Source organism: Paraburkholderia sp. BL10I2N1 (genome assembly GCF_004361815.1).
Classification (GTDB): Bacteria; Pseudomonadota; Gammaproteobacteria; order Burkholderiales; family Burkholderiaceae; genus Paraburkholderia.
Window position 1 is genome coordinate 1,007,033 of record NZ_SNWA01000001.1, and the last position, 25,598, is coordinate 1,032,630.

Annotated in this window: 19 protein-coding genes, 2 tRNA genes and 3 rRNA genes; 11 read left to right on the top strand and 13 right to left on the bottom strand. The window is 60.1% G+C overall.

Features of this window, described 5'->3' with window-relative positions; translation table 11 throughout:
* Window positions 1-122 precede the first annotated feature (122 nt).
* Window positions 123-1,316: a M20 aminoacylase family protein gene (locus B0G77_RS04685; protein WP_133661072.1), complete on the top strand. Its 1,194-nt coding sequence runs from the start codon at window positions 123-125 to the stop codon at window positions 1,314-1,316.
* Window positions 1,317-1,535: 219 nt separating this feature from the next.
* Here the strand turns inward: B0G77_RS04685 and rrf are convergent.
* From rrf to B0G77_RS04715, 6 genes are all read right to left on the bottom strand, one after another.
* A 5S ribosomal RNA gene (rrf, locus tag B0G77_RS04690) occupies window positions 1,536-1,649 on the bottom strand.
* Window positions 1,650-1,863: 214 nt separating this feature from the next.
* A 23S ribosomal RNA gene (locus B0G77_RS04695) occupies window positions 1,864-4,745 on the bottom strand.
* Between the two features lie 327 nt (window positions 4,746-5,072).
* Window positions 5,073-5,148: transfer RNA gene (locus B0G77_RS04700), tRNA-Ala, on the bottom strand.
* 68 nt (window positions 5,149-5,216) lie between these two features.
* Window positions 5,217-5,293 (bottom strand) — tRNA-Ile (locus B0G77_RS04705).
* A gap of 65 nt (window positions 5,294-5,358) precedes the next feature.
* Window positions 5,359-6,889: ribosomal RNA gene (locus tag B0G77_RS04710) — 16S ribosomal RNA — on the bottom strand.
* Together the 16S, 23S and 5S rRNA genes with 2 tRNA genes alongside form the textbook arrangement of a ribosomal RNA operon.
* A 473-nt stretch (window positions 6,890-7,362) precedes the next feature.
* Window positions 7,363-8,139: an enoyl-CoA hydratase gene (locus tag B0G77_RS04715; RefSeq protein ID WP_133661073.1), complete on the bottom strand. Its 777-nt coding sequence runs from the start codon at window positions 8,137-8,139 to the stop codon at window positions 7,363-7,365.
* Between the two features lie 130 nt (window positions 8,140-8,269).
* On the opposite strand from B0G77_RS04715, the gene paaN reads away from it, so the two are divergent.
* The 5 genes from paaN to paaK all read left to right on the top strand — a co-directional run bounded on the left by paaN (window position 8,270) and on the right by paaK (window position 13,957).
* Complete coding sequence (gene paaN / locus B0G77_RS04720; RefSeq protein WP_133661074.1) at window positions 8,270-9,961, top strand: phenylacetic acid degradation protein PaaN; 1,692 nt, start codon at window positions 8,270-8,272, stop codon at window positions 9,959-9,961.
* Between the two features lie 110 nt (window positions 9,962-10,071).
* Complete coding sequence (gene pcaF, locus B0G77_RS04725) at window positions 10,072-11,274, top strand: 3-oxoadipyl-CoA thiolase (protein WP_133661075.1); 1,203 nt, start codon at window positions 10,072-10,074, stop codon at window positions 11,272-11,274.
* Window positions 11,275-11,325: 51 nt separating this feature from the next.
* Window positions 11,326-12,117, top strand: coding sequence for a 2-(1,2-epoxy-1,2-dihydrophenyl)acetyl-CoA isomerase PaaG (paaG, locus tag B0G77_RS04730; RefSeq protein ID WP_133661076.1), 792 nt, complete (start codon window positions 11,326-11,328; stop codon window positions 12,115-12,117).
* A 1-nt stretch (window position 12,118) separates the two neighbouring features.
* A complete protein-coding gene (gene paaI, locus B0G77_RS04735; protein WP_133661077.1) occupies window positions 12,119-12,574 on the top strand; it encodes a hydroxyphenylacetyl-CoA thioesterase PaaI in 456 nt (151 codons plus the stop codon).
* Window positions 12,575-12,652: 78 nt separating this feature from the next.
* Window positions 12,653-13,957, top strand: a complete 1,305-nt coding sequence (gene paaK / locus B0G77_RS04740) for a phenylacetate--CoA ligase PaaK (RefSeq protein ID WP_133661078.1) — start codon at window positions 12,653-12,655, stop codon at window positions 13,955-13,957.
* 111 nt (window positions 13,958-14,068) lie between these two features.
* Here the strand turns inward: paaK and B0G77_RS04745 are convergent, their stop codons facing one another.
* Both B0G77_RS04745 and apaG read right to left on the bottom strand, forming a co-directional pair.
* Window positions 14,069-15,295 (bottom strand): MltA domain-containing protein, encoded by a 1,227-nt coding sequence (locus B0G77_RS04745; protein ID WP_133661079.1) that lies wholly within the window; start codon window positions 15,293-15,295, stop codon window positions 14,069-14,071.
* 109 nt (window positions 15,296-15,404) lie between these two features.
* Entirely contained in the window at window positions 15,405-15,779 is a 375-nt protein-coding gene (gene apaG, locus B0G77_RS04750; RefSeq protein ID WP_133661080.1) for a Co2+/Mg2+ efflux protein ApaG, read from the bottom strand.
* 204 nt (window positions 15,780-15,983) lie between these two features.
* Here apaG and rpe point away from each other — a divergent pair, with 204 nt between their 5' ends.
* The 3 genes from rpe to trpE all read left to right on the top strand — a co-directional run bounded on the left by rpe (window position 15,984) and on the right by trpE (window position 19,240).
* A complete protein-coding gene (gene rpe, locus B0G77_RS04755; RefSeq protein ID WP_133661081.1) occupies window positions 15,984-16,667 on the top strand; it encodes a ribulose-phosphate 3-epimerase in 684 nt (227 codons plus the stop codon).
* A gap of 1 nt (window position 16,668) precedes the next feature.
* Window positions 16,669-17,391, top strand: coding sequence for a phosphoglycolate phosphatase (locus tag B0G77_RS04760; RefSeq protein ID WP_133661082.1), 723 nt, complete (start codon window positions 16,669-16,671; stop codon window positions 17,389-17,391).
* Window positions 17,392-17,746: 355 nt separating this feature from the next.
* Window positions 17,747-19,240 carry an anthranilate synthase component I gene (trpE, locus tag B0G77_RS04765; RefSeq protein WP_133661083.1) on the top strand — a complete coding sequence of 498 codons (1,494 nt, stop codon included), beginning with the start codon at window positions 17,747-17,749 and terminating at the stop codon, window positions 19,238-19,240.
* Between the two features lie 212 nt (window positions 19,241-19,452).
* On the opposite strand, the gene B0G77_RS04770 is transcribed toward trpE, so the two are convergent.
* The 5 genes from B0G77_RS04770 to serC are packed head-to-tail and all read right to left on the bottom strand — an operon-like array spanning window position 19,453 to window position 23,431.
* Window positions 19,453-20,535, bottom strand: a complete 1,083-nt coding sequence (locus B0G77_RS04770) for a hypothetical protein (protein ID WP_133661084.1) — start codon at window positions 20,533-20,535, stop codon at window positions 19,453-19,455.
* A gap of 46 nt (window positions 20,536-20,581) precedes the next feature.
* Entirely contained in the window at window positions 20,582-21,481 is a 900-nt protein-coding gene (locus B0G77_RS04775; RefSeq protein ID WP_133661085.1) for an integrase core domain-containing protein, read from the bottom strand.
* Window positions 21,478-21,867 (bottom strand): transposase, encoded by a 390-nt coding sequence (locus tag B0G77_RS04780; RefSeq protein ID WP_133661086.1) that lies wholly within the window; start codon window positions 21,865-21,867, stop codon window positions 21,478-21,480. Before B0G77_RS04780 ends, B0G77_RS04775 begins: the two co-directional genes overlap by 4 nt.
* A gap of 27 nt (window positions 21,868-21,894) precedes the next feature.
* Window positions 21,895-22,305, bottom strand: a complete 411-nt coding sequence (locus tag B0G77_RS04785) for a hypothetical protein (RefSeq protein ID WP_133661087.1) — start codon at window positions 22,303-22,305, stop codon at window positions 21,895-21,897.
* A 31-nt stretch (window positions 22,306-22,336) separates the two neighbouring features.
* Window positions 22,337-23,431 (bottom strand): 3-phosphoserine/phosphohydroxythreonine transaminase, encoded by a 1,095-nt coding sequence (gene serC / locus B0G77_RS04790; protein ID WP_133661088.1) that lies wholly within the window; start codon window positions 23,429-23,431, stop codon window positions 22,337-22,339.
* A 514-nt stretch (window positions 23,432-23,945) separates the two neighbouring features.
* Here serC and B0G77_RS04795 point away from each other — a divergent pair.
* Both B0G77_RS04795 and trpD read left to right on the top strand, forming a co-directional pair.
* On the top strand, window positions 23,946-24,548 hold the full coding sequence (locus B0G77_RS04795; RefSeq protein ID WP_133661089.1) for an aminodeoxychorismate/anthranilate synthase component II: 603 nt from the start codon (window positions 23,946-23,948) through the stop codon (window positions 24,546-24,548).
* Between the two features lie 17 nt (window positions 24,549-24,565).
* On the top strand, window positions 24,566-25,597 hold the full coding sequence (gene trpD, locus B0G77_RS04800; RefSeq protein ID WP_133661090.1) for an anthranilate phosphoribosyltransferase: 1,032 nt from the start codon (window positions 24,566-24,568) through the stop codon (window positions 25,595-25,597).
* Window position 25,598 lies beyond the last annotated feature (1 nt).

Consider the following 25,598-nt stretch of genomic DNA (forward strand, 5'->3'; position numbering starts at 1 on the left):
TACGTGAGCGCAGCGGCAGTCGTTCCGTGTCGCCAAAAATGCGGTTCGGCGTAGAATTGATTTCCCCGGGCTCGAACGATCAAGTCTCGAGCGATATCACGCACGATGAAGCCTAACGCACCATGAAACTGATTCCGGAAATTGAAGCCGCCCGCGGCGAGATTCAGGCGCTGCGACGAACGATCCACGCTCACCCCGAACTGCGTTACGAAGAAACACACACCTCGGACCTGGTCGCCAAAAACCTTGCTGCATGGGGCATCGAGGTGCATCGAGGGTTGGGCAAGACGGGCGTTGTCGGGATTCTGAGACGCGGCAGCAGCCCCCGGTCGATTGGTCTACGTGCGGACATGGATGCCCTCCCGATTCACGAGCTCAACACGTTCGAACACCGTTCGCGCAACAAAGGCAAGATGCACGCATGCGGTCACGACGGCCACACGGCGATGCTGCTGGGTGCTGCGCGACATCTGGCCAGACACGGCGACTTCGATGGCACCGTGGTGTTTATATTTCAGCCCGCCGAAGAGGGTGGTGCCGGCGCACAAGCGATGATCGACGACGGCCTGTTCACGAAGTTTCCCGTCGACGCGGTATTTGGCATTCACAACTGGCCGGGAATGCCTGCCGGTCACTTTGGTGTAACCGAAGGCCCGATTATGGCGTCGAGCAACGAATTCCGCATTGAAATCAAGGGAGTGGGGTCACACGCGGCGTTGCCGCATAACGGCCGCGACCCCGTCTTTACGGCGGTTCAGATTGCGAATGGCCTGCAGGGCATCATCACCCGCAACAAGAAGCCGCTCGATACGGCAGTACTCTCAATTACGCAGATTCACGCCGGAGACGCGGTGAATGTCGTTCCCGACGAGGCATGGATTGCGGGCACGGTTCGTACATTCACGACTGAGACGCTGGACCTGATCGAAACACGTTTGCGCAAGATCGCGGAAAGTACGGCTGACGCTTACGACTGCTCGGTGAACATCAGCTTTCATCGTAACTATCCGCCGACAATCAACAGCAGCGAGGAAGCGCAATTTGCGGCGGAGGTTATGAGGGATGTCGTCGGAGCAGAAAACGTCGATGACGCTGTCGAACCCACGATGGGCGCAGAGGACTTCTCCTTCATGCTGCTCGCCAGACCAGGGTGCTATGCGTTTCTAGGCAACGGAGAGGGCGGACATCGGGATGCGGGCCACGGTGCCGGTCCCTGCATGCTGCACAACGCGAGCTACGATTTCAACGATGATTTGCTGTCGGTAGGGTCCACGTACTGGGTGAGGCTGGCGCAGTCGTATCTGCACAAGCAGTGAAGTTTGACGGTGCGTGGAGAGGTCACTGCTGCGGTGAGGTCATGCCGTCAAGAAGAGCGAATACGCCGACGAACAGAAGATCGCATACGCTTGAAGCAGACGGAGTCGGATACAGCGGCCGCGACGCTGCATGGTGCCGCTTACTTTGCTGCTGCGGGCAGGGTGTGTAAACGCAGAAACCCCACCTTTTCGGGGTGGGGTTTCTGGTGCTGCAGGGGAGCCTGACGATTACCTACTTTCACACGGGCAATCCGCACTATCATCGGCGTGGAGTCGTTTCACGGTCCTGTTCGGGATGGGAAGGGGTGGTACCGACACGCTATGGTCATCAGGCATGACTTGTTGTCGCGCTGCGGGGGTTCTGGGCCCGGGGCAGCACAACCAATCGGGAAGAAGTAGTTGCCGATGATGGCTCATCAGCGGGATGCGGGCTGTGATGTGTCGGGCACAACACCGGTCTCAACCTGAGCGCGTTACCCCCTTCGGGGGTGGGATCACTGTAAGCGCTGAAGCGCTAACATTGATCGACACAAAACACACTGGTTATAGGATCAAGCCTTACGGGCAATTAGTATCAGTTAGCTTAACGCATTACTGCGCTTCCACACCTGACCTATCAACGTCCTGGTCTTGAACGACCCTTCAAGGGGCTCGAAGCCCCGGGGATATCTCATCTTAAGGCGAGTTTCCCGCTTAGATGCTTTCAGCGGTTATCTCTTCCGAACATAGCTACCCGGCGATGCCACTGGCGTGACAACCGGTACACCAGAGGTTCGTCCACTCCGGTCCTCTCGTACTAGGAGCAGCCCCCTTCAAATATCCAGCGCCCACGGCAGATAGGGACCAAACTGTCTCACGACGTTTTAAACCCAGCTCACGTACCTCTTTAAATGGCGAACAGCCATACCCTTGGGACCGGCTACAGCCCCAGGATGAGATGAGCCGACATCGAGGTGCCAAACACCGCCGTCGATATGAACTCTTGGGCGGTATCAGCCTGTTATCCCCAGAGTACCTTTTATCCGTTGAGCGATGGCCCTTCCATACAGAACCACCGGATCACTATGACCTGCTTTCGCACCTGCTCGACTTGTCGGTCTCGCAGTTAAGCACGCTTATGCCATTGCACTATCAGCACGATTTCCGACCGTACCTAGCGTACCTTCGTACTCCTCCGTTACACTTTGGGAGGAGACCGCCCCAGTCAAACTGCCTACCATGCACTGTCCCCGACCCGGATCACGGGCCAAGGTTAGAACCTCAAACAAGCCAGGGTGGTATTTCAAGGACGGCTCCACGCAAACTGGCGTTCACGCTTCATAGCCTCCCACCTATCCTACACAGACCGGTTCAAAGTCCAATGCAAAGCTGCAGTAAAGGTTCATGGGGTCTTTCCGTCTAGCCGCGGGGAGATTGCATCATCACAAACACTTCAACTTCGCTGAGTCTCGGGAGGAGACAGTGTGGCCATCGTTACGCCATTCGTGCAGGTCGGAACTTACCCGACAAGGAATTTCGCTACCTTAGGACCGTTATAGTTACGGCCGCCGTTTACCGGGACTTCAATCAAGAGCTTGCACCCCATCATTTAATCTTCCGGCACCGGGCAGGCGTCACACCCTATACGTCCACTTTCGTGTTTGCAGAGTGCTGTGTTTTTATTAAACAGTCGCAGCCACCAGTTTATTGCAACCCCTTCACCCTTCTGGCGCAGGCCAGTCAAGCTACCGGGGCGTACCTTATCCCGAAGTTACGGTACCAATTTGCCGAGTTCCTTCTCCCGAGTTCTCTCAAGCGCCTTAGAATACTCATCTCGCCCACCTGTGTCGGTTTGCGGTACGGTCATCGTGAAACTGAAGCTTAGAGGCTTTTCCTGGAACCCCTTCCAGTTGCTTCGCCGCCTAAGCGGCTCGTCCCATGCCCTTGAATTACGCGCCCGGATTTGCCAAAGCGCCTTCTCCAACACAGGAACCGGGACTTCCAACACCCGGACAACCTTCCGCGATCCGTCCCCCCATCGCATTTCACAATGGTGCAGAAATATTAATCTGCTTCCCATCAGCTACGCATTTCTGCCTCGCCTTAGGGGCCGACTCACCCTACGCCGATGAACGTTGCGTAGGAAACCTTGGGCTTACGGCGAGGGGGCCTTTCACCCCCTTTATCGCTACTCATGTCAGCATTCGCACTTCCGATACCTCCAGCACACTTTCCAGTGCACCTTCGCAGGCTTACGGAACGCTCTCCTACCATGCACATTGCTGTGCATCCGCAGCTTCGGTATATTGCTTAGCCCCGTTACATCTTCCGCGCAGGACGACTCGATCAGTGAGCTATTACGCTTTCTTTAAAGGGTGGCTGCTTCTAAGCCAACCTCCTGACTGTTTTAGCCTTCCCACTTCGTTTCCCACTTAGCAATATTTGGGGACCTTAGCTGGCGGTCTGGGTTGTTTCCCTCTTGACACCGGACGTTAGCACCCGATGTCTGTCTCCCGTGATTGCACTCTTCGGTATTCGGAGTTTGCTATGGCGAAGTAATCCGCAATGGACCCTTCAACCATGACAGTGCTCTACCCCCGAAGGTGATACACGAGGCACTACCTAAATAGTTTTCGGAGAGAACCAGCTATTTCCAGGTTTGTTTAGCCTTTCACCCCTATCCACAGCTCATCCCCTAACTTTTCAACGTTAGTGGGTTCGGACCTCCAGTACGTGTTACCGCACCTTCATCCTGGCCATGGATAGATCACCTGGTTTCGGGTCTACACCCAGCGACTGAACGCCCTGTTCGGACTCGCTTTCGCTACGCCTGCCCTAATCGGTTAAGCTTGCCACTGAATGTAAGTCGCTGACCCATTATACAAAAGGTACGCCGTCACCCCCTTGCGAAGGCTCCGACTGTTTGTATGCATGCGGTTTCAGGATCTGTTTCACTCCCCTCCCGGGGTTCTTTTCGCCTTTCCCTCACGGTACTGGTTCACTATCGGTCGATCACGAGTATTTAGCCTTGGAGGATGGTCCCCCCATCTTCAGACAGGATTTCACGTGTCCCGCCCTACTTCTCGTACACCCAGTTCTTCCAAACTGTTTTCGCCTACAGGGCTATCACCTGCTATGGCTGCACTTTCCAGAGCATTCGGCTAACAGTAAGGATAAAGAGTACAGGCTGGTCCCATTTCGCTCGCCACTACTCTGGGAATCTCGGTTGATTTCTTTTCCTGCGGTTACTTAGATGTTTCAGTTCACCGCGTTCGCTTCACGTGGCCTATGTATTCAGCCACGGATACCTCAAAAGAGGTGGGTTTCCCCATTCGGACATCTTCGGATCAAAGCTCGTTTGCCAGCTCCCCGAAGCTTTTCGCAGGCTACCGCGTCCTTCATCGCCTGTGATCGCCAAGGCATCCACCACATGCACTTGTTCGCTTGACCCTATAACGAGTGTGTCTTCCCGCCCTGTCCTCTGGGAACAGCAGCAGTTCAACATCGCTACAGGTTGAGTATTCGTGTTGCGCCGTATTCCAAAGCAATCTTTCGATCACCTTTAAAATACATCGATACAATCACAACCCTGATTCACCTACTCGGACACCCATCTCGAGGCACCCTTTCGTGAATCTCTTTACTACTTCTTCCTGATTGTTAAAGAACGACAGCCGATAGCATGATCACCGATCACCTATCACTCTGACTGGCTCAATCGCCAATGCAAAACGCTCTGCACCGCATACCGCCGGCAGAACACTGCGCATTGAGGATTGGTGGAGGATGACGGGATCGAACCGACGACCCCCTGCTTGCAAAGCAGGTGCTCTCCCAGCTGAGCTAATCCCCCAGTCATGCACGCACACCGCTGTGCGCATCCGCTACCCCAGGGGTGCACCGATCAGCCACCGCAGACAATGGTGGGTCTGGATGGATTCGAACCATCGACCCCCGCCTTATCAAGACGGTGCTCTAACCGACTGAGCTACAGACCCCTGAGTCTGTCTTTTTCACAGCCGATAAGCGTGAGCGCTCAACGTTGAACACGTGTTGGCTCGAGAAAGGAGGTGATCCAGCCGCACCTTCCGATACGGCTACCTTGTTACGACTTCACCCCAGTCATGAATCCTACCGTGGTGACCGTCCTCCTTGCGGTTAGACTAGCCACTTCTGGTAAAACCCACTCCCATGGTGTGACGGGCGGTGTGTACAAGACCCGGGAACGTATTCACCGCGGCATGCTGATCCGCGATTACTAGCGATTCCAGCTTCACGCAGTCGAGTTGCAGACTGCGATCCGGACTACGATCGGTTTTCTGGGATTGGCTCCCCCTCACGGGTTGGCAGCCCTCTGTTCCGACCATTGTATGACGTGTGAAGCCCTACCCATAAGGGCCATGAGGACTTGACGTCATCCCCACCTTCCTCCGGTTTGTCACCGGCAGTCTCCCTAGAGTGCTCTTGCGTAGCAACTAGGGACAAGGGTTGCGCTCGTTGCGGGACTTAACCCAACATCTCACGACACGAGCTGACGACAGCCATGCAGCACCTGTGCGACGGTTCTCTTTCGAGCACCCCGGCCTTTCAGCCAGGCTCCGTCCATGTCAAGGGTAGGTAAGGTTTTTCGCGTTGCATCGAATTAATCCACATCATCCACCGCTTGTGCGGGTCCCCGTCAATTCCTTTGAGTTTTAATCTTGCGACCGTACTCCCCAGGCGGTCAACTTCACGCGTTAGCTACGTTACCAAGTCAATGAAGACCCGACAACTAGTTGACATCGTTTAGGGCGTGGACTACCAGGGTATCTAATCCTGTTTGCTCCCCACGCTTTCGTGCATGAGCGTCAGTATTGGCCCAGGGGGCTGCCTTCGCCATCGGTATTCCTCCACATCTCTACGCATTTCACTGCTACACGTGGAATTCTACCCCCCTCTGCCATACTCTAGCCCGCCAGTCACAAATGCAGTTCCCAGGTTAAGCCCGGGGATTTCACATCTGTCTTAACGAACCGCCTGCGCACGCTTTACGCCCAGTAATTCCGATTAACGCTCGCACCCTACGTATTACCGCGGCTGCTGGCACGTAGTTAGCCGGTGCTTATTCTTCCGGTACCGTCATCCCCCCGCCGTATTAGGGCTGAGGTTTTCTTTCCGGACAAAAGTGCTTTACAACCCGAAGGCCTTCTTCACACACGCGGCATTGCTGGATCAGGGTTGCCCCCATTGTCCAAAATTCCCCACTGCTGCCTCCCGTAGGAGTCTGGGCCGTGTCTCAGTCCCAGTGTGGCTGGTCGTCCTCTCAGACCAGCTACAGATCGTCGCCTTGGTAGGCCTTTACCCCACCAACCAGCTAATCTGCCATCGGCCGCCCCTTGAGCGCGAGGTCTTGCGATCCCCCGCTTTCCTCCTCAGAGCGTATGCGGTATTAATCCGGCTTTCGCCGGGCTATCCCCCACTCCAGGACACGTTCCGATGTATTACTCACCCGTTCGCCACTCGCCACCAGGGTTGCCCCCGTGCTGCCGTTCGACTTGCATGTGTAAGGCATGCCGCCAGCGTTCAATCTGAGCCAGGATCAAACTCTTCAGTTCAAACCTGTTACTGTTTTCGGTTGTTTTACCAACCGGTCGCTCACTCAACGTACTGACGAATGATCCAACCGTCTCGCGACGGTCAAACCTTCCTTTCATTACTGTGTGAGACTTGATACTTTCGCCTTGTCCTGACCGGCCCCGAAGAACCCGCCAGCGCGTCGCCATCAAGCGCCCACACTTATCGGCTGTTAATTTTTAAAGATCGATCCGCCTCGCGCGCCGCACCGGTCAGACCACCCTCCGGCACCGCTTCGCCCTGCGTCGCTGCATCAGCAGCAGAGAAACGAGATTATGAAGAACTTCCGCTATGTCGTCAACAGGTTTCTTTAACCACCCCAGCCCGCCAACCACCTCGCAAAGCCTTGCCAACCCTGGCTTCCCGCTTCCCCGCACCTTCTTCCGAAAGCGCGAAAGACCGGAATTCTAGCCAGCCTCCCGCACCCTTGCAAGCGTTATTTTGCTGTGCCTGTTTAACGGTGCTTAAACACGGGTTTGCGCTTCGCGACGAATGCAGCCATCCCCTCTTTCTGATCCTCCGTCGCAAAGAGCGAATGGAACAGGCGCCGCTCGAAATGCACGCCTTCGGCAAGCGTCGTTTCATAAGCACGATTCACCGACTCCTTGACCATCATCACAGCCGGCAACGGAAATTCCGCGATCGTCGCTGCGGCAGCCACTGCCTCCTCGAGTAGCGATGCGGCGGAAACCACACGAGATACCAGCCCAGCTCGCTCGGCTTCCGCTGCATCCATAAAGCGCCCCGTCAGACACATGTCCATTGCCTTCGCCTTGGATACCGCGCGCGGCAGCCGCTGCGTCCCCCCGGCACCTGGCATGATTCCGAGTTTGATTTCTGGCTGACCAAACTTTGCGGTGTCGGCGGCAAGAATGATGTCGCACATCATCGCAAGCTCGCAGCCGCCACCCAACGCAAATCCAGCGACTGCCGCAATGATGGGTTTGCGGATCGAACGCACGGACTCCCAATTGCGCGTGATGTAGTCGCCTTTGTAGACATCCATATAGCTGTACGTGGCCATCATGCCGATATCGGCTCCGGCGGCGAAGGCCTTTTCGCTCCCTGTGATGACAACCGCGCCAATTCCTTCGTCAGCGTCAAATGCTTCGAGCGCCGCGCCCAGTTCGTCCATCAACGCATCGTTTAACGCGTTCAGCGCCTTCGGGCGGTTCAACGTCACCAATCCAACCCGCCCCCGAGTCTCAACCAGAATGTTTTCGTAACTCACGCGTCCTCCCTGTTTTGAATGAAGCGCGAAAACGCTTCGCGCGCCCGTCCCAATGATGCTACCATTCACCAACCAACCGGTCGGTTAATTATTTGACTTAGCTCCCCCAACCTTCAGCATCATCTCCGCCATGACACATCCGCTATTCAAGAAGCATGAAGACACGCTCCAGAAGGCGCTTGCAGCCATCGAGACGCGTGGCTACTGGAGCCCGTACGCCGAAATGCCCAGTCCAAAAGTGTACGGGGAAACTGCAAACGCGGATGGCGAAGCGGCGTTCAAGAGCCATCTGAACAAAACGTTCGAACTCGATCAACCGGCGACCGGGCAAACCGTAGGCGCCGAGGTATCGCCATTCGGCTTCCCGCTTGGCATCCGTTACCCGAAAGCAGACCCCAATGCACTAATTGCGGCAGCAGCGAACGCCCAGCCCGCGTGGCGCGTCGCCGGACCACAGGCATGGGTGGGCGTCAGCCTCGAAATTCTCGAACGTGTCAATCGCGCCAGTTTCGAGATCGGCTACAGCGTCATGCATACGACCGGACAGGCGTTCATGATGGCGTTCCAGGCGGGCGGTCCGCACGCACAGGATCGTGCGCTGGAGGCGGTTACATACGCATGGGACCAGATGCGCCGCACTCCCGCAGATTCGCACTGGGAAAAGCCACAAGGCAAGAACCCGCCTCTTGCAATGCACAAACGCTACACGGTTGTGCCGCGCGGCACCGGTCTCGTCCTCGGATGTTGTACCTTCCCGACCTGGAACGGATATCCCGGCCTCTTCGCCGATCTCGCAACCGGCAACACGGTCATCGTCAAGCCGCATCCGGGCGCGATCCTGCCGCTGGCAATCACAGTACGCATCGCACGTGAGGTTCTGCGCGAAGCGGGATTCGACCCGAATGTCGTCACGCTGCTTGCGACAGATCCGAACGACGGCGCTCTTGTCCAGGATCTCGCACTACGCTCCCAAATCAAGCTGATCGATTTCACGGGCAGCACTCAGAACGGCACGTGGCTTGAACACAACGCGCATCAGGCGCAAGTGTTCACGGAAAAGGCCGGCGTCAACCAGATCGTGATCGACTCAGTAGACGACCTCAAATCGGTGGCCCGCAACATCGCCTTCTCGCTGGCGCTGTATTCCGGACAGATGTGCACAGCGCCACAGAACATCTACGTCCCGCGCGACGGCATCAACACTACTGAGGGCACGATCAGCTTCGATGCCGTTGCCGAAGCGCTCGCCACCGCCGTGCAAAAGCTGGTGGCCGACCCAGTTCGGGCCGTCGAATTGCTTGGTGCGATCCAGAATGACGGCATCGCGCAACGTATTGACGACGCACGCAAACTCGGACGCGTGCTTGCAGACAGCAAAGCGCTCGCGCATCCGGCATTCGCGCAAGCGCGCGTGCTCACACCGCTCGTGCTCCAACTCGACGCTGCGAAGGACGCCGCGCAGTTCACCCGCGAATGGTTCGGTCCGATTTCGTTCGTGATCGCAACCGATTCGACCGCACAGTCGCTGGAGCTTGCCGGCGCCATCGCGGCCGAACACGGGGCACTCACGCTGTCCGTCTACAGCACAGACGACGCCGTCCTGGAAGCCGCACACGAAGCATCGATCTGTGGAGGCGTCGCGCTATCCATCAACCTGACTGGCGGCGTGTTCGTCAATCAGTCGGCGGCGTTCTCCGACTTCCACGGCACCGGTGCGAACCCCGCTGCGAACGCAGCACTCGCCGATTCAGCGTTCGTCGCGAACCGCTTCCGTGTGGTGCAAAGCCGAATCCATGTTGAACCAAAGGCGGTCCCCGCGTAATTCGACCAAATGGCATATGCCGTTTGGCCGAATAGAACGCCGCCTTACGCCCCACTAATATGAACTGACGGCCCGGATTGCAGGCCGGCCGTCACTTTCTGGAACCGGACATGACAGACGCCTTCATTTGCGATGCGATTCGTACTCCCTTCGGCCGCTACGGCGGTGCACTCAAAGACGTGCGTGCAGACGACCTTGGCGCGGTACCTATCAAGGCGTTGATCGAACGCAACCCTGGCGTCGACTGGCGCGCGCTTGACGACGTCATTTATGGTTGCGCCAACCAGGCGGGCGAAGACAACCGCAATGTCGCGCGCATGTCGGCATTGCTCGCGGGACTACCAACCGAAGCGCCCGGCGCGACGCTGAACCGACTGTGCGGCTCAGGCATGGACGCGGTCGGCACTGCGGCGCGCGCGATCAAGGCTGGCGAGGCAGGTTTGATGATTGCGGGTGGCGTCGAGAGCATGACGCGTGCGCCGTTTGTCATGGGCAAGGCGACCAGCGCATTCTCGCGTCAGGCCGAAATTCATGACACGACAATTGGCTGGCGCTTCGTCAATGCACTGATGAAACGCGACTACGGCGTCGACTCCATGCCTGAAACGGCGGAGAACGTGGCCATCGAATTCGGCGTGAGTCGCGCCGATCAGGATGCATTCGCGCTGCGAAGCCAGCAGAAGGCAGCGCGCGCGCAACGTGACGGCACGTTGGCGCAGGAAATCGTTGCCGTCGAAATTCCGCAGAAGAAAGGTGACCCGGTCCGCGTGACAGTCGACGAGCATCCCCGCGAAACGTCACTCGAAGCACTCGGCAAACTCAAAGGTGTTGTGCGAAGCGATGGCACCGTGACGGCGGGTAACGCATCTGGAGTGAACGACGGCGCATGTGCACTGCTGCTTGCAGGCAAGGAAGCCGCAGAAGCATACGGACTGCGCCCGCGAGCGCGCATCGTCGGCATGGCGACTGCCGGCGTGGAACCGCGTGTGATGGGCATCGGTCCTGCGCCCGCCACGCAAAAACTGCTGAAACGGCTCGGCATGTCGCTTGAACAGTTCGACGCGATTGAACTGAACGAAGCATTCGCCTCCCAGGGGCTGGCAGTGTTGCGTACGCTCGGCCTGCGGGATGACGACCCGCGCGTCAATCCGAATGGCGGAGCGATCGCCCTCGGTCATCCCCTCGGCGCGTCGGGGGCAAGGCTCATCACGACCGCGCTCTACCAGCTGGAACGGACAAATGGCCGCTTCGCGCTGTGCACGATGTGCATCGGCGTCGGCCAGGGTATCGCCATCGCCATCGAACGCGTTTGACAAGCCCGCGTTCTGCGCGTGCAAGAGCTGGACACAAAGAGGAGACAACCGATGTCCTATGAAGCGATCCTCGTCGACTTCGACGCGTCAACCTGCGTTGCCACCGTGACGCTGAACCGCCCGGACAAGCTGAACAGCTTCACGCGAGCGATGCACAAGGAACTCAGCGCCGCCCTCGATGAAGTCGAAGCCTCCGGCGCCCGCTGCATCGTGCTGACGGGCGCGGGCCGCGGATTCTGTGCCGGTCAGGATCTTGCCGACCTGGATTTCACACCAGGCGCGATGACCGACCTCGGCCAGGTGATCGACGATCACTTCAACCCGCTGATCCGTCGCTTGCAGGCGCTGCCGTTGCCTGTCATCGCAGCGGTCAATGGTGCGGCCGCAGGCGCAGGCGCAAATCTCGCGCTAGCGTGCGATCTGGTGCTAGCGGCGCGGTCGGCCAGCTTCATCCAGGCATTCGTGAAGATCGGCCTCGTTCCCGACTCCGGCGGTACGTGGTTCCTGCCGCAGCGCATCGGCATGGCGCGCGCACTCGGACTTGCGATCACCGGCGACAAACTTCCCGCCGAGAAAGCGGAAAGTTGGGGCCTCGTCTGGCAAGTTGTCGACGATGCCGAACTACAGAACCATGCAGCAAAACTCGCAACGCAGCTTGCGCAGCAGCCAACCCTGGCGATAGCCGCCATCAAACGGGCGATGCGGGCAGGTGCCACGCAAACACTCGACCAGCAACTCGATCTCGAACGCGATCTGCAGCGCGATCTTGGCGCATCGCATGACTACGCAGAGGGCGTACGCGCCTTTATCGAACGGCGCGTACCACGCTTTGAGGGTCGCTGACATGTCCGCACAGCCCGACGCCAGAATGACACCCGACGAACTCGCACGCGCCACCGCGCAGTCCATGTACGACGCGGACGCCTGCAGCCAGGCGCTTGGCCTCAAACTCCTTGAAGTCCGCGCCGGATACGCGCGAATGCACATGAAAGTTCGCCCCGACTTCCTGAACGGCCATCAGATCTGCCATGGCGGCCTGATCTTCACGCTAGCCGATTCCACGTTCGCATTCGCCTGCAACTCATACAACGTCAACACCGTAGCGTCGGGCTGCTCGATCGAGTTCCTGCGTCCGGTTCCAGCCGATGACGAGCTGACGGCCGAAGCCACCGAACAGACGCTGAGCGGACGCAACGGTATCTACGACATCCGGGTGACGAACCGCGCGGGCGAGACAGTCGCGATGTTCCGCGGCAAGTCCGCGCAAATCCGCGGCACCGTGATTCCAGGCGACCGGTAGGTCGCCATAGCTTTTGCTGCCTGGCAACGGGCGAACCGCGTCCTATTCTAATGACTGAAGATGCAAAGGAGACATTCGATGACAACCACGCTCCCGCTCGACCCGATCGAAACGGTGAGTCGCGACGAACTCGCCGCACTCCAGCTGGAACGACTGAAATGGTCGCTCGCGCACGCGTATGAAAATTCGCCCGTCTACCGACGCAAATTCGATGAAGCCGGCGTTCACCCTTCTGAAGTGAAGACGCTGGCCGACCTGTCCCGCTTCCCGTTCACCACCAAGAAGGATCTGCGCGACAGCTACCCGTTCGGTATGTTCGCCGTTCCGCAGGAACAGATCTCGCGAATTCATGCATCGTCGGGAACGACCGGCAAACCGACCGTCGTCGGTTACACCGCACGAGACATCGACACGTGGGCCAATCTCGTTGCCCGCTCGATTCGCGCCGCCGGCGCGCGGCGTGGCGATAAGGTGCACGTGAGCTACGGCTACGGCCTCTTCACCGGCGGCCTCGGCGCGCACTACGGAGCCGAACGCGCCGGCCTCACGGTGATTCCGTTTGGCGGCGGCCAGACCGAAAAGCAGGTCCAGCTGATCCAGGACTTCCGGCCAGACATCATCATGGTGACGCCGAGCTACATGCTGTCGATCGCGGACGAACTGGAGCGACAAGGCGTCGATCCGGCGCAATGCTCGCTTCGTATCGGCATCTTTGGCGCTGAGCCCTGGACAAACGACATGCGCCTCGCCATCGAACAACGCATGGGCATCGATGCAGTCGATATCTACGGCCTGTCTGAAGTAATGGGTCCAGGTGTCGCATCGGAATGCGTGGAAACAAAGGACGGGCCGACGATCTGGGAAGATCACTTCTACCCCGAGATCATCAATCCGCAAACTGGCGAGGTCATGCCCGATGGTGAATTCGGCGAACTCGTCTTCACGTCACTGACGAAGGAAGCGCTGCCGATCATTCGCTACCGCACACGCGACCTTACGCGTCTGTTGCCGGGCACGGCGCGCACGATGCGCCGCATGGAAAAGATCACGGGGCGCTCTGACGACATGATGATCGTGCGCGGCGTCAACGTGTTTCCGACGCAGATCGAAGAACTGCTGCTTAAACAGCACGCGCTCGCACCGCACTATCAGATCGTTCTGACGAAGGAGGGCCCGCTGGACGTGCTGACATTGAATGTCGAGCCATGCCCTGAAACCGCACCGGATACTGCGGCGCTCAACGCGGCGAAGCAGGCTCTCGCGTACGACATCAAGGCGCTGATCGGCGTGAGTGCGGTGGTCAACGTCCTGGCGGTGAACGGTATCGAACGATCGGTTGGTAAAGCCCGGCGCGTAGTCGATAAACGCTTTGCCGGCGGCTGAGAAACAAAAAGCCGCTCCGGAAAGGCAAGAGGGACGCGATTCGCTGCGTACAGTTGCGAATCGCAAATCGAACCGCGCGCCCGATCACGGACCGAAGGCCCGGCGACCAGATCACGAGTTTGGAAGCAGCAACCACATACGCCCGGCCTGCTTCATCTTGCCGGCAAGGTCACCTGCGTCGTCGCCCAAACCCCAGAAGTAGTCGGCACGCACGCCGCCCTTGATGGCCGAGCCGGTGTCCTGCGCGAACACGAGACGATTCATCGGAGAGTTGGTCAATGGACGCGTCGTCTGCAGGAATACCGGCGTGCCGAGCGGAATCGAAGACGGATCGACGGCGATGGAACGCTCAGGTGTTAGCGGCACGCCCAGCGCACCGATCGGACCATCGGCACCGCCTTGCGGCACCGCTTCATTCGATGGCATTTCCCGGAAAAAGACAAACCGGGGATTCGTGTCCAGCAATGCGTCGACTCGCGCCGGATTGGCAAGCGCCCAGGCCTTGATGCCCTGCATCGTCGCCTGCGCGGGCGTGAGTTCGCCACGATCCAGCAGCCAGCGCCCGATCGACTTGTACGGCTGGTTGTTCGTGCCGCCAAAGCCGACCCGCATCACACTGCCGTCCTCCATTACGACCCGGCCGGAACCCTGCACCTGCAAGAAGAACGCCTCAATCGGATCGTCGACCCACACAAGTTCGTTACCGTTCAGCACGCCGCTACGCTCCAGTTGCGCGCGCGCGGGTAGCGGCGCACCGGCGCGATAGCCGGCCGGCCAACGGTACAGCGCCGTCTGATACACGCCATGCCGCACGCGCGAGCCGCGCAGCAACGGCTCGTAGTAACCCGTCACAAGGCCGTCGAGGGTCCCGTCGGTGTTGGCGAACTGGAACGGCGTGAAATAGGCTTCGAAGAAAGCCCGCGCGCTCGCGACATCGAGGTCGTCGAGTTGGGCCGCCGCTGCGCACGCGCGCTGCCAGTTCGACTGCCCCGCGAGCCGCACGCAGTTCTGCCGCAAAGCCGCCGCTGCACCGATCAGCGAGTCGTCCTCCCAACCCGGCACCTGTTGCCACGCGACCTTGGTCAGCCTCGCCGTGGCGATCTGGCCGGGAATGATTGCGGCGCCCATGGGCGGCGTCAGTCTTACCGCACCGCCTCCGCCGCATGAAGCAAGCATCACCGCCACTGCCACCGCACCGGCCCACCCCGCTGCCTGACGGACAAAACGCATACAATGTTCGTTCTTGATGGAAACCGCCATGTCTGATCTGTTCGACGAATACCCGATGCTTATATTTGCGCTGGAGTCGCTTCTGGCGCTGTTTCTGCTGATTTTCATCGTTGTCTGGACGGCGTCCGGCAAGAAGAAAAATGCACAGAAAGCCACGCGCGACAAGCAGCAGTCGCAGCAATAACTCCGTCAGCTGACCGAGAAACGAGCGACCGGTTCAATGCAGCGTGCGCGGCATGCGCAGAATGAATTCGGGCACGGGCGCCTCGAAACGCTCGCCGTCCTCGGCGACGCAGAAATACTCGCCGCGCATGGTGCCGACCGGCGTCGCGATCACCGCCCAGCTGGTGTACTCGAATTGCTCGCCCGGTTTCAAAAGGGGCTGGTGTCCGACCACGCCGAGACCTTTCACTTCCTGAACGTGATCTTCGCTGTCGGTGATCACCCAGTGGCGGGCAATCAATTGCGCGGGAACCTGGCCAGTGTTGCGGATGGTCAGCGTGTAGGCGAACGCATACTTGCGGCGCTCCTGGTCCGATTCATCGGGCAGGTATTGCACCTGCGACGACACGCTGAATTCGTACTGACTCATCCTGATTCCGGTGTGAAGAAATTCTGCGGGAGGCTCGCGGAAAGCCCAAGCGCCAATGGTTTGCGGCCAGTCGGTGGGGAGCCGCTCTGGTTTCGCATTCTGCTTGATCGAGCGTATGCCCGCAACCGGACAATCCCATCAGGATAAGGCTTCGAAGCGTACAAACCGCTAAAATGACGGTTTTCCGCCTGCCTCCTTCACGTCATGACGCAATTCCGCATCGCTCCCAGCATCCTGTCGGCCGACTTCGCGCGGCTCGGCGAAGAAGTCCGCAATGTTGTCGCCGCCGGCGCCGACTGGATTCACTTCGACGTGATGGACAACCACTACGTGCCGAATCTCACGATCGGACCGCTCGTCTGCGAAGCAATCCGCCCGCACGTGCAGGTGCCGATCGACGTGCATCTGATGGTGCGCCCGGTCGACCGGATCGTGCCGGATTTCGCCAAGGCCGGCGCGAACCTGATCAGTTTTCACCCGGAAGGCTCGGACCACATCGACCGCACGCTGTCGCTGATTCGCGATCACGGCTGCAAGGCGGGTCTGGTGTTCAATCCGGCGACGCCCCTCAATTACCTCGATCACGTGATGGATCGCGTCGACCTGGTGCTGATCATGTCGGTGAATCCGGGTTTCGGCGGCCAGTCGTTTATTCCTGAGGCGCTGAACAAGCTGCGCGAGGCGCGCGCACGCATCGACGCCTACAAGAACAGGACCGGCCGCGAAATCCATCTCGAAGTGGACGGCGGCGTGAAGGTCGACAACATCGCGGAAATCGCCGCGGCGGGCGCCGATACGTTCGTCGCCGGTTCGGCGATCTTCGGCAAACACGACTACAAGACCGTGATCGACGAAATGCGCAGCGCCCTCGCCGGCATCGAGCACTGACATGGCCGCGACGCCTCCGTTCCCCGCCCCCCGATTTACTGGCCCCCGTCTGCAGGCAGCGATCATCGACCTCGACGGCACGATGGTCGACACCGCCGACGATTTCACCGCCGGCCTGAACGGCATGCTCGCGCAACTCGACGCGGCGGAAACCTCGCGCGAGGAAGTGATCGACTACGTGGGCAAGGGCTCGGAGCATCTGATCCGCAGCGTGCTCGCACCTCGCTTCGAGACGGAGCATGCGCAGGAGCGTTTCGACGAGGCGCTCGCGATCTATCAGGAAGAGTATGCAAAGATCAACGGCACGCACACGCGGCTCTATCCGGATGTCGAAGCTGGGCTGAAAGCCATGCGTGACGCGGGCCTGAAGCTCGCGTGCGTCACCAACAAGCCGCGTCGGTTCGCGGTGCAGCTGCTCACGCAATACGGCCTGATCGGCTATTTCAGCCTCGTGATCGGTGGCGACACGCTGCCGAAAAAGAAGCCCGACCCGCTGCCCATGCTCACTGCCTGCGCGCAGATGCAGGTTGCGCCGGAAGCGGCGGTCGCGATCGGCGACTCCGAAAACGATGCGCTGGCCGGCCGCGCGGCCGGTCTGGCAACGCTGACCGTTCCCTACGGCTACAACCATGGGCAATCTGTACAAACGATAAAATCGGATGGTATAGTTGCCTCGCTGCTTGATGCCGCCAAGGCAATCGCAGCGCACCACTCAACGACTTGATAAGTCCTTCTTCCTCATGTTTCTGAATAAAAAACGGAGTCTGAGCAGCATCGACCGGGGAGCCTGGCCCTGGCGTCGCTGGTCGCGCTAACCTCACCCGAGGTACGCTGAAGCTCGTCTTCGGCACCCGTTTTTTACTTCGCTGCGCTCCTGCGCGCTTCCCGTTACAAACTGCTGCAGTGTTTCATCTGGCCATCGTTGTGTCACGTGACCCTGCGCGCATCTCGGGACAGCACGCGCCGATCGGTCTCTCCGTGTCGCAAGACAAAGACCGCCTGACCGGCAGCGCGACGCCCCCGCTTTGTCCGACGCACACCTCACGCGCTGCTGCCGGACGCTCGAACAGGATCGGAACATGACCGAACTCGAATTTCAGTCCCTCGCGAACGAGGGCTACAACCGAATCCCGATGATCGCCGAGGCGCTCGCCGATCTCGAAACCCCGTTGTCGCTCTACCTGAAGCTCGCGCAACCCGAGCGCAACGGCGCCAACTCCTTCCTGCTGGAATCGGTAGTGGGTGGCGAGCGGTTCGGACGCTATTCGTTCATCGGCCTGCCGGCTCGCACGCTCCTGCGCACCCGAAATGGCGTGTCCGAAGTGGTAAGAGATGGCAAGGTCGTCGAAACGCACGAAGGCGATCCGCTCGATTTCATCCAGCAGTTCCAGGCTCGCTTCAAGGTCGCGCAACGCCCTGGCCTGCCGCGCTTCAGTGGCGGTCTGGCTGGCTATTTCGGCTATGACGCGGTGCGCTACATCGAGAAAAAACTCGCGCACACTGCACCGCCGGACGACCTCGACCTGCCCGACATCCAGTTGCTCCTGACTGAAGAAGTCGCGGTAATCGACAACCTGGCGGGCAAGCTGTATCTGGTCGTGTACGCCGACCCGTCGACGCCCGAAGCCTACACCCGCGCGAAGCAGCGTCTGCGCGAACTGCGCCAGCGCCTGCGCACGACCGTTCAGCCGCCGGTGACGTCGGCAAGTGTGCGAACCGAGATTTACCGCGAATTCGCCAGGGACGATTACCTCGCCGCCGTGCGCAAGGCCAAGGAATACGTCGCAGCCGGCGAATTGATGCAGGTTCAGGTCGGCCAACGTCTGACGAAACCGTATCGCGACAATCCGCTTTCGCTATATCGCGCGCTGCGTTCGCTCAACCCGTCGCCGTACATGTACTACTACAACTTCGGCGATTTTCATGTGGTCGGCGCATCGCCGGAAATTCTGGTGCGCCAGGAAAAACGTGGCGAAGACCGCATCGTGACGATCCGCCCGCTCGCCGGCACGCGTCCGCGTGGCAACACGCCGGAACGCGACGCCGAACTCGCAACCGAACTGCTGAACGACCCGAAGGAAATCGCCGAACACGTCATGCTGATCGACCTCGCCCGTAACGACGTCGGCCGCATTGCGCAGATCGGTTCGGTTGCCGTGACCGACAAGATGGTCATCGAAAAGTACTCGCACGTGCAGCACATCGTGAGTTCGGTCGAAGGCAAGCTGAAGCCCGGCACGACCAATTTCGACGTGCTGCGCGCGACGTTCCCGGCCGGCACGCTGTCCGGCGCGCCGAAGGTTCGCGCGATGGAACTGATCGACGAACTCGAACCGGTGAAGCGCGGCCTGTACGGCGGTGCAGTCGGCTACCTGTCGTTCACTGGCGAAATGGATCTGGCGATCACGATCCGCACGGGCGTCATTCACAACGGCAATCTGTATGTGCAGGCGGCGGCCGGCATCGTCGCGGATTCGGTGCCTGAATCGGAATGGCAAGAGACCGAGAACAAGGCTCGCGCAGTGCTGCGTGCCGCCGAGCAGGTGCAGGACGGCCTCGATAGCGACTTCTGACCACAGACAGACCACGCCGGGGATGATCGACAGCGATCATCCGCGTTGCGGCCTATCCAGCAACATGCAATCGCTCATTCAGTCAGGGAGCCGCTGAGCCGCCCGGCTGCTGGCTCCTGCGGTGTCGTCAAACGAGACAGCAGGCGCGGGCAAATCTTCCGCGCATGCTGCAAGGCGCAAGGCGGCACAATGGCGGTCAGCCAGGACCGGCTTTAGCCCCCGGCCCGCCGGATCTGCATCTGCTCGAAAGCATCGACGATACGCTGCACAAAAGCGTTCTTGTGAGCAATCACGCCGTCGGCGTCTTCGCGATGAACCAGCATGGTCGCGTTGGCTTCGAACACGAGTACCCGCCCGTCCGGAAGCAACGTGAAGTCGATCCCGCAGTAGTCGAGACCGAGACGCCGGCCAATCCCGACAATCGCGTTCATCGCCAGTTCGCCAAGCACCCCGCGCGCATCTTCCAGAAAGCGCCGCTCTTCGTCGATCTTCCACTGATGTCCGGTCATGTCGGCAGACACGTAATGCACGATCCAGTGCGGCGAAATGGCAAGATGATAGGCATACGGCTCGCCATCGACGAACACGATGCGGTACTTGCGGCAGAAGCCGTCGGCACTTCGGAAGTCGTGGTACTGCGTCACATAGCATGGTTCACCCAGGGTCGCGATCGCGGACCACAGCGCGTCCAGCGACGTTTGCAGCGTGAGCCCATCCCCGCCGTGGGTCGCAAGCGGACGCATCAGCAGCGGAAACGCGAGGCCCTCTCCGGCAAGGCGGGTCGCGAGCGCGGTGGACGACGCAGGCGTATCGTCAATGCGCATGCACGGCGGCACAACGACGTTGTCGAGGCCCGCAAGCAACAGCGCAGTCCGATGCCGCTGGGTTCGCGCCACAAGGTCGGGGCGGTTGATCACGGGCCGGCCGCAGCGCTGCGTCAGTTTCTCGAGACGCCGCGTCAAAGGCTGCGCGATGTCCGGTTCGCCGATCGCGTTGAACACGAGGTCGAACGGTGGCAACTGCGCGTCTTCCGCCTCGTCGGCGTAATCTATCGCGTACTTGATGCGGGACGCTGTCCCACTCCCAAGCAGCGTATCAAAGGGAACATTGCCCAACGCGCGCCCCGAGCACAGGATCAACAACTGCCGCCGCGGCTGCTGCACCGGTTCGATGAATACACGCTGCAGACTGTACGCACGCGTGCGATGCCTCTCCCCTTCGTCCGTCTGGCCCTCCGCCAGCAGGATCGCCGCCAGGTTTTGATGCGCAATCGCAAGATCGGCATGAACCCTCAAAGCGTATCGTGTACCGGCTCCGGTTGTCTGGACACGCTTTTGCAGCTCAGGCGGCCAGCTTCATCAGCCGTTCCTGACGGGCTTCGAGGGGTGATTTGAAGCCCAACTTTTCAAGACGCCAGTCGCGATTGTATCGATCCTTGAACGCGATGGCGGCGGCACGAACTTCCTCCAGGTTTTTGAAGATGCGTCCATGAATAGCCTGTTCCTTCATTGTCCGGTTGAATCGCTCGGCGACGCCGTTGGTCTGGGGTTCGGCGACGAAGGCATAGCTCGGCGCGATGCCCCAGAACCGGATCTGGTTACGGAAGTCGTCCGACGTGTACTGCGAACCGTGATCCATACGCAGCGACAGCCCGCGGCCCGCATCGGCGAGCACGGAACCGAATTCGTCCAGCAGCCCCTGGGAGATCGGCTCAAGGGCAGCAAAGCGGTCGCCAATCTTCGCGGCATGAATGCCGGTACACATGCCGTCGCAATGATCAACGGCCGAGAAGATCCACACCATGCCGTCGTCCACGGTCGCGATGCGCACGCCGTCGGTGCCCCACATCTCATTCGGGCAATCGGTTGTGATCCGGCCATCGTGATGGTTGGGTTCGCCTCGCGCTTGCCGGTGCGGCGACAGCAGGCTGTGCTCGCGCATCAGTCGCAGCACGCGGGTCCGGGAGACCCGGATGTCGTGCAGGATACGCAAGCGCGCCCAGACCTTGCGATGCCCCTCGCCGATGAAGGGGGAAGCCACCAGATCGTCGCGGATGGCCTTCAGCAGGTCAGCATCGGGCATCTTCGGTTTCGGGCCGCGGCGGCCCGGGATGATCGGCACCACGTTGTCCGCTGTCCTCGCGCGGACAGCATAGATCGTCGAGCGGGGGAATCCGAGCACCTGGCAAACCCGTTGCAATCCAAAGGGCTTGTTCGCACTAACGGAGATCGCGCGGCTCATGTCGACGATCTCCGAGCGGTCAAAGGGCGACGGGCCTGCAGTTCACGTTCCTTGCGCAGGATCTCGTTTTCCATAGACAACTCGCCGACGCGCCGCACGGCGTCATTGAGCCGGGCTTCCAGGGGATCGCTGGTGCGTGCCTTCAGGCCGGCCTCCATGCCGGCCAGTGCCAGCTCACGCCATTGCTCGAGCACGGCGATCGTCACACCGACTTCACGGGACACGGCGTCGACGGGTTCGCCACGCAGCAACCGAAGCACCACGCCGCGTTTGCGACCGGTCGACCAACGCTTGACTTCGGCGGCGCCAGAGGCGCTTCCAGTCGCGCTACGCGCTCCTTCCAGCGCCTCTGGCGCAACCCCGTTTACATCTGTTTTCTTCAACATCAACAACTCCAGTTTGGGACCCACGTTTTACCCCAAATCTGTGTCCAGAAAAACAGGAGGCGCGGCACTCAAAGCGTATCGATACCAGCGCTTCGCCGCCGTGTGTTCGCCGTTCGCGTAGTACACGGTCGCGATGTTGTAGAGCGGGAGCGCGGTGATCGCCGGATCGGTGGAACCCGCCACGATCTCGTCGAATGTCATGAGCGCGATCTGGTGCGCGAGCGTGCCCACTTCGTCATGCGCGGCTCGCAGCGCTTCGACCATCGCACGATGAAGCGCCATGTCGAGCGGGTCTGCGTCAAGCGCCTGCGCAACGGTTGCGAGCGCCGCTTGCCTGTCGCGCTGCTGATTGAGCTCCGACGGGTCGGAGACTGGCGTGGTCGCACAGTCGGACGGCACGTGGGCGGGGCTTGGGTCGGGTTTGAGGGAAAGCGTCATATCGATCCTCCGGTCCTCCATGACGACCGGTTCACGCGCGTTGCAGACAGAATTCCGTTAGCGCGTCACTCAGCGTATCGACGGCTTGCGGGGTGACCGCGTTATAGAGCGACGCACGCAGGCCGCCGAGCGAACGGTGCCCTTCCAGCCCGACTATGCCCTGCTCCCGTGCGGCAGCGATGAATTCGTCGTCGAGCCGGCTGTCGCCGAACGTGAATGCGACGTTCATCTGCGAGCGCCACGGGCGCTCGGCATGAATCGTGACCACGTTGGCCAGCGCATCGAGCGTGTCGTACAGCCGCTTCGCTTTTCCTTCGTTGATTCGCTGCATCGCCTGTAAACCGCCGATGTCGAATCGCATCCAGCGCGTAATGAGCGTCAGCACATAGATGGCAAACACGGGCGGCGTGTTGTAGTTGGACCCGTGCAAAACGTGAGTGCGAAAGTCGAGGATGGCCGGCAACCCGTCCGGGATCCGCTCCAGCAATCCGCGGTGTAGCACCGCGACGGTGACGCCCGCCGGTCCGAGGTTTTTCTGCGCGTGCGCGTAAATCATCGAGAACCGGTCGGTGCACAACGGCTTCGACAGGAAGTCGGAGGACATATCGGTAATCAGCGGCGCCGATGCTGCGGTATCGCAGACCGGAAACTGCAAGCCCTCCACGGTCTCGTTCGACACATAGTGGAGATAAGCAGCGCCGGGCGCGACGTCGAGGCGGTCGAGCGCGGGCAACTGCCGATATCCGGTCGCGCGGCCATCCCATGCAACCTTGCGATGGGTCACTTTGGCGGCTTCGGCAGTCGCCCGATTGCTCCAGTAGCCGGAAGTCACGTATTCGGGCGGCGCCTTCGCGCGCGCAGCAAAGTTCATCGGAATCATCGCGAACTGCAGACTGCTGCCGCCCTGAAGAAACGTCACCGCGTAGTCGGCCGGGATGTCGAGCAGATGCCGCAGGTTCTGCTCGGCCTCGTCCAGAATCGCGCGGAACCAGTCCGACCGGTGACTCATGCCGAGCACGGGCAGGCCGGTTTCAGGCAACGCGACGATCGCGTCGCGTGTTTGCGCCAGCACCGCGTCCGGCAGCGCACCGGGACCGCCGGAAAAGTTCAGGGCGTTGTGGGTCATGGTCAGGTCGAAAGTCTTTAGTCAGGTTGATGTGGGCGCAATGAGGCAGATGCCGATAGAGCGGTCCGTATCGTCAGACTATCAGTGCCAGAGACTCGACAAAGGACGGAGGAAAGGACAGAAGCGCGGTCAATTCAGCGCCGCAGCCGCATTGGCTTTCGGACAGATGACACAATCTTCGCTTTCCTCCTGCAACGTGGCCCGCCCGTTCTGACCACTCTCCGCAGCGATGAACCCAACCCACTGAACCGTGACCACCCACGCGGGCCTGTAACCCACCCACCACCGCTTCTGTGCTGGTAGAATGAAATCATCATGCGACACAGCAGCCGATTCCCCTCCGTTCTCCTCTTCTTCGCCTGGCGTTAAGCCAGCCGAGTTCTCACACGCCCTGCGCGGGCATCCCCCATCTGCATGGGGTCAAACAGGAATGGGTTGAAATCCGGGTGAAAAATCACGCCCGATGCCCTCAGAATCTGCAAACTCCACTACTTTCAATAAGTTAGGAGCAATCATGCTGCTCATGATCGACAACTACGACTCGTTCACCTATAACCTGGTCCAGTACTTCGGCGAACTCGGCGAAGACGTAGAGACCTACCGCAACGACGAAATCACCCTCGACGAGATCGCAAAGCTCAATCCCGAGCGCATCTGCCTGTCGCCTGGACCGAGCAATCCGCAACACGCGGGCATCACGCTCGACGTGCTACGCAGGTTTTCGGGCACGATTCCGATTCTCGGCGTATGCCTCGGCCATCAGGCGATCGGCGAAGCGTTCGGCGGGCGCGTCGTGCGCGCGCAGACCATCATGCACGGCAAGGTGAGCCAGATCGAAACCGACTGCAAAGGCGTGTTCGCCGACCTGCCGAAGCATTTCACCGTGACGCGCTACCATTCGCTCGCCATCGAGCGCGAGTCGCTGCCTGACTGTCTCGAGGTGTCGGCCTGGACCGACGACGGCGAGATCATGGGCGTGCGTCACAAGGAACTGGCCGTCGAAGGCGTGCAGTTCCACCCGGAATCGATCCTGTCCGAACACGGCCATGCACTGCTCGAAAACTTCGTGAAGCAGTCGAAGCTCGTCCACGCTGGCGCGGCCCACCGCAACGCCTGAAGAAAAGAGGAAACAACATGTCGATCACTCCGCAGGAAGCGTTGCAGCGCACGATCGAGCATCGTGAAATTTTCCACGACGAAATGCTGCATCTGATGCGTCTCATCATGCGCGGCGAACTCTCGCCGGTGATGTCGTCGGCGATCATCACGGGCTTGCGCGTCAAAAAAGAGACCATCGGCGAAATCACGGCCGCCGCCACCGTGATGCGTGAATTCGCCAGACAGGTCGAAGTGAAGGACAACTCGAACTTCGTCGATATTGTCGGCACCGGCGGCGACGGCTCGCACACCTTCAATATCTCGACGGCCACCATGTTCGTCACGGCCGCTGCGGGCGCGAAGGTCGCGAAGCACGGCAATCGCGGCGTGTCGAGCAAGTCGGGCAGCGCCGACGTCCTCGAGGCGCTCGGCGTCAATATCGATCTGCAGCCCGAGCAGGTGGCGGCATCGATCGCTGAAACCGGCATGGGTTTCATGTTCGCGCCGAACCACCATCCGGCAATGAAGAACATCGCGCCGGTGCGTCGCGAACTCGGCGTGCGGACCATCTTCAACATACTCGGGCCGCTGACTAACCCGGCCGGCGCGCCGAACCAGTTAATGGGCGTCTTCCATCCGGATCTCGTCGGCATCCAGGTGCGCGTGATGCAGCGGCTTGGCGCAAAGCACGTGCTGGTCGTCTACGGCATGGACGGCATGGACGAGGTTTCGCTCGGCGCGGCCACCCAGGTCGGCGAACTGCGCGACGGCGAGGTTCATGAGTACGAGATCCATCCGGAAGACTTCGGCATGCAGATGGTGTCGAACCGGACGCTGAAAGTTGCCAATGCCAGCGAATCGAAGGTCATGCTGCTCGAAGCGCTCGATAACAAACCGGGCGTCGCGCGCGAGATCGTCGTGCTGAACTCAGGCACGGCGCTGTACTCGGCAAACGTGGTGGCGTCGATTGCGGACGGCATCCAGATCGCACGCGAAACGATCGCGAGCGGCCGCGCGCGCGCGAAGGTCGATGAACTGGTGCGCTTTACCCAGCAATTCAAGCAGTAAT